This is a genomic window from Kitasatospora sp. NPDC058965, assembly GCF_042741245.1.
GTDB lineage: Bacteria > Actinomycetota > Actinomycetes > Streptomycetales > Streptomycetaceae > Kitasatospora.
Genome location: NZ_JBHYKG010000360.1, coordinates 1 through 8,008, shown reverse-complemented (window position 1 = coordinate 8,008; position 8,008 = coordinate 1). Strand labels below are relative to the sequence as shown.

The following is an 8,008-nucleotide window of genomic DNA, read 5'->3' as shown; positions in this document are numbered from 1 at the left end:
GCCCGCAGCAACTGGTGGCCGAGCTCGACCAGGGCGCGGCCGGCGGCGTACTCGTCGCCGATCTCCGGCACGGGCGGCCGGAGGGGCCGACGTGGCCGCCGGACTTCGGGTCGGGCCGGGCGGCGAAAGCCGGTGACGCGGCGTCAGGTCTGCTCGATCACGGCGTCGGCCGCCAGCCGCGGCGTCGGGGCCCCTTCCGGGCCGTAACCGAGGCGGAGCAGCAACTGCACGTACCCCGGACGCCCGTGCGGGTCGCGGGCCTCGCGGCGCAGCTGCGGCCACTCCATCGCCTGGTCCAGCAGCGAAGCCCGGACTTCGTGGACGGTCGCCGCGAGGAGGACGTGCTCCAGGGCGAGGCCGGCCCGCAGCCAGTCGGCGGGGCCGTCGCCGTCCGTGGTGAGCACGCCGATCCGCGGCTCGGCCTCGAACCGGGCCGGCGGCCGGTGTTCGGCCGGCCTCAGCGCCGTGAAGTCCCGCATCGGCAGCCGCCCCGCCGAGTCCTGCGGACCCAGGGCCGCGGCCGGGATGCCGTAGGGCGGCTCCTGACCGGTGCGGATCCAGCTGCGGCTCTCCGCCCGCTGCGCCGGGTCGTTGGTGTTGCGGCCCTCCGCCTCCGCGGTGAGCCGCAGCAGCCGCGCGGTCTCCGCCCGGTCCGGCAGCAGCAGCGCGACCTCCTCGGACCGGGCGGCGTCCACCAGTTCGGCGAGGACCGCCGGTGGCACCGGCTCCCCGGTGAACGGCATGCGGAGGGAGTGCCGGTGCCAGATCGCCTCGTAGAGCCGCTCGGTACCGGGGACCGGCGCGGCGGCCGGGACGTCCAGCTCGACGGCGGCCAGCAGGTCCGGTTCGGACGGGTCCGGCAGCAGGCGCACCTCGGGGGCCCAGCCGAGGTGGCGCGCGGCGACCCGCAGGTTGAGCACGGCGGCGCCGACGGACAGGTGCAGCGCGCGGCCCTTCGGGTCGGTCACCGGGACGGCCCGGCCGCGGTCGGCCCGGACCTCCAGCGTGGAGGTGTCCTGCTGCAGCCGGAAGCGCCACGGCTGGCTGTTGTGGATCGAGGGTGCCGCGACCGCAGCGGCGACCAGCTTCTCCAGTGCGGTGGCGTCGAGGGTGATGGTGGTCATGACCGCCTCCAGGAGTGCGGTGTCAGCCGGCGGCGGGGGGAGCGCCGCTCCCGCGCAGGGTGGCCAGCCGGCTGCGGTACTCGTCGGGTTCGATCTCGCCGCGGGCGAGGCGCTCGGCGAGCAGGTCCTCCGGGGTGGGCCCGTGCCCGGGCTCGCCCGGCCGGCCCGGGTGACCCGCCTGGGCCGTGTGCCCCGCCTGGGCCGGCCGGCCCAGGTAGCGGACCAGCGCGACCGCGCCGACCACCAGCAGCACGAGGAACAGCAGCATGGCCAGGGCCATGAAACCGGTCCCCCAGCCGTTCATGCCGTGATCGTCCCAGTACATCATCATGGCCTCCTCGGCCGTGGCGGGGTCCGACACCTCCACCGTGCGGTCGGCCGCGGGGGCAGCGCTTGGGCCGTTCGGCCCCTTCCCCGGGCCCGTCCGGGCACGGGTGCGTCAGTGCGGGTGGTGCTGCTCGTCGTCCGCGTGCGCGGCGATCACCGCCGCCTGGAGCCGGCGCTCGACCCCGAGCTTGGCCAGCAGCCGCGACACGTGGTTCTTCACCGTCTTCTCCGCCAGGTAGAGCCGCTCCCCGATCTGGCGGTTCGTCAACCCCTCCCCGACCAGGGCCAGGATCTCCCGCTCACGCGGGGTCAGCGCCGCCAGCGCCGCGTCCGCCCCGCCCTCCTCGTGGTGGCGCAGGCTCTCCATCAGCTTGTGCGTGGTGGCCGGGTCCAGCATCGACTGGCCGGCCGCCACGGTGCGCACCGCGCCGACCAGGTCGGCGCCCTTCACCTGCTTCAGCACGTAGCCGGCCGCCCCCGCCATGATCGCGTCCAACAGCGCGTCGTCGTCGTCGAACGAGGTCAGCATCAGGCAGACCAGCCCGGGCATCCGGTCCCGCAGCTCCCGGCAGACGGTCACGCCGTCGCCGTCGGGCAGCCGCACGTCCAGCACTGCGACGTCCGGGCGCAGCGCCGGGACCCGCGCCAGCGCCTGCGCACAAGTCCCCGCCTCGCCCACCACCTCCAGGTCCGGCTCGGCCTCCAGCAGGTCGCGCACACCCCGCCGGACCACCTCGTGGTCGTCCAGCAGGAACACCCGAACCGGCCGGGACGTGTCCATGGCGTGCCCTCCCTGGGCTGCGCGGGCGCCGACACCACCGATTCTCCGTGCCGGCGCGCACCCCGGCGAGCCGTCACGCCGCGGTGGTCACCCGCAGCTCCAGGTCCGCCACGCCGGGCACGGACCTGATCAGCGTCTCCAGGACCCGGGGCGTGACGGCGTCCGGCAGGTCGCCGGACAGGGTGATCCGCCCCTGCTCCGCGCGGAGGTCGGTGCCCAGCACGGCGGCCGGCCCCAGCGTGGCGGCCAGCTCGAACCGGACCCGGTCGACGAGTTCGCGGTCGTCGCCGAGGTACACCTTGAGCAGGTCGCCGCGGCTGACGATGCCGAGCAGGTAGTCCTCCGGGTCCACCACCGGCAACCGCCGGTAGTGGCCGCGGGCCATCGCCCGGGCCGCTTCGTTCAGTCGGCTGCCGGGGTGCACGGTCACGGCCGGGGCGGACATCATCCGGCCGGCCGTCAGTGCCTGGGCGCGCTCGCCGTCCGTCTCCCGGGCGGCGAGCAGGTCGGCCTCGGAGACGACTCCGACCACCCGGCCGTCGCCGGTCAGCACCGGAACCGCGCTCACCCGCCAGCGCTGCAGCGTGTCGGCGACCTCGCGGAAATCCGCGTCGCGGCCGACCGCCACCACCGCACGGGTCATCACATCCTCGACCGTGGTCGGTGTGCCGATCATGACGGCCTCCTAGGACGTCGCGCGGTAGGCGCGGGGGTGTTCCCTGGCGGGGTCGGTGTCGTCCTCGGTCCAGTCGAGCGTCTGGTGGACGGCGACCACGCCGTCGACACCGCGGCAGAGCCGCTCGGTGACCGGGATCTGGCTGCGCCGGGGCAACCGACCGGTCAGGGTGACGACGCCTTCGTGGACCGCGACCTCCACGTCCTCCTCGCCCAGCCACAGGGTGCGGCCGAGCACGTCGTAGACGATCTCCTCGCGGATGGCGGCGTCGTGGCGCAGGAAGACCTGCAGCAGGTCGCGGCGGCTGACGATGCCGACCACGCGACCCACCTCGTCCACCACCGGCAGCCGCTTGACCCGGTGCTTGTCCATGGCCCGGGCGGCCTCGGCGACCGACCACCCGGGCCGGGCGGTGACGGCAGGGCTGGTCATCAGGCCGCCGGCGGTCTCGGCCTCCGCGCGGGCCCGGTCCTTCGCCTCCAGCCAGCGGCCCGGGAACCGGCCCTCCGGATCGGGCAGCACGGCCTCCTTGCGGATCAGGTCCGCCTCGGAGACCAGGCCGAGCGGTCGACCGTGGTCGTCGACCACCGGGATCGCGGTGATGTCGTTGCGGTGGAACAGCGCCGCGATCTCCTTGAACGGAGTCTCGGCGGTGGCGGTGACGACCTCGCGGGTCATCACCTCGGCCACGGTGCGGTGCTGCATCGTCCTCACTCCTCCGGCAGCGGGCCCCGACTCCTCCTGTGGTGGGCCCCGACTCCACCGTCCGCCCGTCGACCGCCCGTGGACAGGGCCGGACGGTCCTGTCGGGTGGGCCGCTCCGGCCCAGGACAGCCGCCCCGTCCGGCGCGACGATGGAGTGACCCGACCCCGCACCCGGAGGCGGCCATGACGACGGACACCGGCGAGCCCCGACCGCGGCCCAGGCCGGGCCTGCTGACCTTCCTGGGCGGCGTGGGCACCGTCACCGGCAGCAAGTTCCTGGTCGAGACCGACCACGCCCGCCTGATGATCGACTGCGGCCTGTTCCAGGGCCTGGCCGAACTGCGCCGCCGCAACCGGCGCCCGCTGCCGCTCGACCCGGCCGACGTGCGGGCCGTGGTGCTCACCCATGCCCACTTGGACCACTGCGGCTACCTGCCCCGCCTGGTCCGGGACGGCTTCCGCGGCCCGGTGCTCACCACCCCCGACACGGCCAGGATCGCCGAGCTGATCCTGCGCGACAGCGCGCACCTGCTGCGCGAGGAGGCGGACCACGCCAACGAGCACGGCTGGTCCAAGCACCGCCCCGCCGAACCGCTCTACGACGACGCGGACGTCGAACGCACCCTGCGGATGTTCGACCCGGTGCCGCTGGACACCGACGTCGACGTCACCGCCGACATCGTGCTGCGGCTGCACCGGGCCGGCCACATCCTCGGCTCCGCCTGGGCCCACCTGACCCTGGAGGACGGCCGCACCCTCGCGGCCAGCGGCGACCTCGGTCGCCTGGTCCACCCGCTGCTGCTCCCGCCCGAGCCCTTCACCGGCGCCGACGTGCTGCTCATGGAGTCGACCTACGGCCACCGGCACCACGAGGAGACGGCGGCCCGCGAGTGGTTCGCCGGTGCCCTGGAACGCACCCTGGCGCGCGGCGGGACGCTGGTCATTCCCTCGTTCGCCGTCGACCGCACCGAGGTCGTGCTGCACCAGCTCGCCGAGCTGCGCAGGGCGGGCCGCCTGCCCGCGCACGTGCCCGTCTACGTGGACAGCCCGATGGCGCTGGCCACGCTGCAGATCTACCGGGAGGCCTTCGCGGCCGGCTCCGGGCAACTGCGCCCCGAGGTGCTCGCCGAGGGGGCCGGAGCCCTGGGCCCGGAACCGTTCGAACTGGTCCACTCGCTGCAGGACTCGCTCGCCCTGGACCACGCGAGCGGTCCGGCGGTCATCGTCTCCGCCTCGGGAATGGCCACCGGCGGCCGGGTCGTCCACCACCTGCGCCACCTGCTGCCCGACCCGCGCAACACCGTGGTCGTGGTCGGCTACGCCGCCGCGGGCACCCGCGCCCGGGACCTGGTGGACGGCGCGCGGGTGATGAAGATGTACGGGACGTACGTACCGGTGCGCGCCGAGGTGGTCAACGTGCCGGCCTTCTCCGCGCACGCCGACGCGGGCGAGATCATCGAGTGGCTGCGGCCGGCCCCGCCGCCGAGCGCCGTGTACCTGGTGCACGGGGAGCCCGAGGGATCCCTGGCCCTGCGCGACCGGATCGACCGCGAGCTCGGCTGGACGGCCGTGGTGCCGCAGCCGGGCGAGCGGGTGCTGGTCCGGTAGGGAGGCCGCCGTGCCGCCGGACCCGCCCCCGGGGTACCCCGACATGCCGGACCCGTGGACCTTGCGCTTCCAGGGCTTCGACCCGGCCGAGGAGGGGCTGCGCGAGGCGCTGTGCGCGGTCGGCAACGGCTACCTGGTCAGCCGCGGCGCCGCGCCCGAGTCGGTCGCGGACGGCGTGCACTACCCGGGGACGTACCTGGCGGGCTGCTACGACCGGACCGAGTCGACGGTGGCCGGGCGGGTGGTCGACAACGAGGACCTGGTCAACGGCCCGAACTGGCTGCCGTTCACCTTCTGCGCGGGCGGCGGGACGTGGTTCACCGGTCCCCCGGCCGAGCAGACCGTGGAGCTGGACCTGCGCCGGGGCGTCCTGACCCGCACCGCCCTGGTGGTCGACGACCGGGGCCGGCGCACCCGGCTGGTCCAGCGCCGGTTCGCCAGCCAGGCGAATCCGCACCTGCTCGCGCTGGAGACCGTCCTGACGCCGGAGAACTGGGACGGGCTGCTGGAGGTGCGCTCCGGGCTGGACGGCCTGGTCAGCAACACGGGGGTGGCCCGCTACCGGGGCCTGACGGAACGTCACCTGCGCCCCGTGGGGCAGGGCGTGGACGAGGACGGGCCGGTCTGGCTGGAGACCGCGGCGATCGGCTCGCCGCTGCGGATCGCGCTCGCCGCACGGACCGGCGCCGAAGGGGCGCGGTCGGCGACCGAGTGCCGCGACGGTTGGGCGGCCCACCTGCTGGCGCTGGACGCCGAGCGCGGCCGGCCCGTCACGGTGCACAAGACGGTGGCCGTGCACACCTCGCGCGACCGGGCGGTCGAGACCCCGCTGCGCGCCTCCCGACTGCTCGCCGCCGAGGCGGCCGGCTTCGACCACCTGCTCGCCGACCATGCGCTGCGCTGGGCCGAGCTGTGGCGCCGGTGCCGGACCGAGGCCGAGTTCGACGGGGCCGGCCCGCTGCACCTGAACCTGTTCCACCTGCTGCAGACCTACACCGAGCACTCGGTGGACCTGGACGTCGGCGTGCCGGCCCGCGGGCTGCACGGCGAGGCCTACCGGGGCCACGTCTTCTGGGACGAGCTGTTCGTGCTGCGCCTGCTCAACCTCCGGTTCCCCGAGCTCGCCCGCGCCGTGCTCCGGCACCGCCACCGACGCCTCGACGCCGCCCGCCGGGAGGCCGCGCAGGTGGGCCTGCGGGGCGCGATGTACCCGTGGCAGAGCGCCGCCGACGGCCGCGAGGAGTCGCAGCAGCTGCACCTCAACCCGCTCTCCGGCCGCTGGCTGCCGGACCACAGCCACCTGCAGCGGCACGTCGGCTCGGCGGTGGCCTACAACGTCTGGCAGTACTACCAGGCCACCGGGGACGGCGACTTCCTCGCCGCGGCGGGCGCGGAGACGCTGCTGGAGATCGCCCGCTTCTGGTCGTCCGCGGCGAGCTGGAACCCGGCGCGCGAGCGCTGGTCGATCCGCGGCGTGCTCGGTCCCGACGAGTACCACGACGCCTACCCGTGGGCCGACGGGCCGGGCCTGGACGACAACGCCTACACCAACGTCCTCGCCTCCTGGGTGCTGGCCCGGGCCCAGGACGCGCTGGCGGCCCTGCCGGGCTACCGGCGCGACGAGCTGCGCGAGCGGCTGGCCCTGGACGACGGGGAGCTGGACCGCTGGCAGGAGATCGGCCGGCGCCTGTACGTCCCGTTCCACGACGGCGTGCCGAGCCAGTTCGACGGGTACGAGCGCCTGGCCGAGCTGGACTGGGCCGCGTACCGGCAGCGCTACCCCGACCTGCGCCGGCTGGACCGGATCCTGGAGGCCGAGGGCGACACGGTCAACCGGTACCGGGCCTCCAAGCAGGCCGACACGCTGATGCTCTGGTACCTGTTCTCCGCCCGCGAGGTCCGCGACCTGCTGCGCCGGCTGGGCCACCCGGTCCGCCACGAACTGCTGCGCCGCACCACCGAGTACTACCTGCGGCGCACCGTGCACGGCTCCACGCTCAGCTCCGTGGTGCACGCCTGGGTGCTCACCCGGTCCGACCGCCGCGCCTCCTGGCGGCACTTCCGCGACGCCCTGGTCGCCGATCTGGCGGACAGTCAGCACGGCACCACGGCCGAGGGGGTCCACCTGGGCGCGATGGCGGGCGCGGTCGACCTGCTGCAGCGCTGCTACACCGGCCTGGAGGTCCGCGAGGACGCACTCTGGCTGGACCCGCGGCTGCCGACCGCGCTGGACCGGCTGGAGCTGGACCTGCGCTACCGCGGCCACTGGGGCCTGACCGTGGCCGTCGACCGGCACACCGTCACGGTCGGCCTGCCGCAGGACCGGCAGGACCCGGTGCGGGTCCGCCTGCGCGGCACCGAGGCCACGGTCCGGCCCGGCGAGACGCTCCGGTTCCACCTCTGAGGGACCGGTCGGTCCCCGGAACGGGACCGTTCAGCCCTGCCCGACCGGTCCCCCCGGGTGATGCGATGGAGGCAGGGAATCGACGAGGGAGGACACGATGAGAGCCGCCGTTGGAGACCGGATCATCGTCCAGGCCACCCGTCCGGGTGCGGCGCGCCGGGACGGGGAGGTCGTCGGCCTGCACCACGAGGACGGCAGCCCGCCGTACGACGTGCGCTGGTCCGACAACGGCCGGGTGACCGAGTACTTCCCCGGACCCGACACCCGGGTGCACCACTTCCACCACGACCACGACCGGCCCGCAGCCTGAGCGCGAACCGTGCGGGTGGCCCGGGGCCGGCGGCGGGCCCCCGGCGGCCGCCCGGGCCGGCGGCCGGTCAGTC

At 75.2% G+C, this 8,008-nt stretch carries 8 protein-coding genes and 1 pseudogene; 3 read left to right on the top strand and 6 right to left on the bottom strand.

All coding sequences use genetic code 11. The annotated features are described in order from the left end of the window. The 6 genes and pseudogenes from ACFW1A_RS35520 to ACFW1A_RS35495 form a co-directional block, all read right to left on the bottom strand. Positions 1-80, bottom strand: a pseudogene (locus ACFW1A_RS35520) (dsRBD fold-containing protein); the annotation flags it as partial. Between the two features lie 63 nt (positions 81-143). After that, positions 144-1,124, bottom strand: coding sequence for an Acg family FMN-binding oxidoreductase (locus ACFW1A_RS35515; protein ID WP_380416705.1), 981 nt, complete (start codon positions 1,122-1,124; stop codon positions 144-146). A 22-nt stretch (positions 1,125-1,146) separates the two neighbouring features. Beyond that, the gene (locus ACFW1A_RS35510; RefSeq protein WP_380416703.1) at positions 1,147-1,485 is read right to left on the bottom strand and encodes an SHOCT domain-containing protein; all 339 of its coding nucleotides are present in this window, start codon (positions 1,483-1,485) and stop codon (positions 1,147-1,149) included. Between the two features lie 78 nt (positions 1,486-1,563). Then, entirely contained in the window at positions 1,564-2,232 is a 669-nt protein-coding gene (locus ACFW1A_RS35505; protein ID WP_380416701.1) for a response regulator, read from the bottom strand. Between the two features lie 73 nt (positions 2,233-2,305). After that, entirely contained in the window at positions 2,306-2,908 is a 603-nt protein-coding gene (locus tag ACFW1A_RS35500) for a CBS domain-containing protein (protein WP_380416699.1), read from the bottom strand. A gap of 9 nt (positions 2,909-2,917) precedes the next feature. Then, positions 2,918-3,613: a CBS domain-containing protein gene (locus ACFW1A_RS35495; protein ID WP_380416697.1), complete on the bottom strand. Its 696-nt coding sequence runs from the start codon at positions 3,611-3,613 to the stop codon at positions 2,918-2,920. 183 nt (positions 3,614-3,796) lie between these two features. On the opposite strand from ACFW1A_RS35495, the gene ACFW1A_RS35490 reads away from it, so the two are divergent. From ACFW1A_RS35490 to ACFW1A_RS35480, 3 genes are all read left to right on the top strand, one after another. Next, positions 3,797-5,221, top strand: coding sequence for an MBL fold metallo-hydrolase RNA specificity domain-containing protein (locus tag ACFW1A_RS35490; RefSeq protein ID WP_380416695.1), 1,425 nt, complete (start codon positions 3,797-3,799; stop codon positions 5,219-5,221). A gap of 10 nt (positions 5,222-5,231) precedes the next feature. Next, positions 5,232-7,625, top strand: a complete 2,394-nt coding sequence (locus ACFW1A_RS35485; RefSeq protein ID WP_380416692.1) for a glycoside hydrolase family 65 protein — start codon at positions 5,232-5,234, stop codon at positions 7,623-7,625. 97 nt (positions 7,626-7,722) lie between these two features. After that, a complete protein-coding gene (locus tag ACFW1A_RS35480; RefSeq protein WP_380416690.1) occupies positions 7,723-7,935 on the top strand; it encodes a DUF1918 domain-containing protein in 213 nt (70 codons plus the stop codon). The last annotated feature ends 73 nt before the right edge of the window (positions 7,936-8,008 follow it).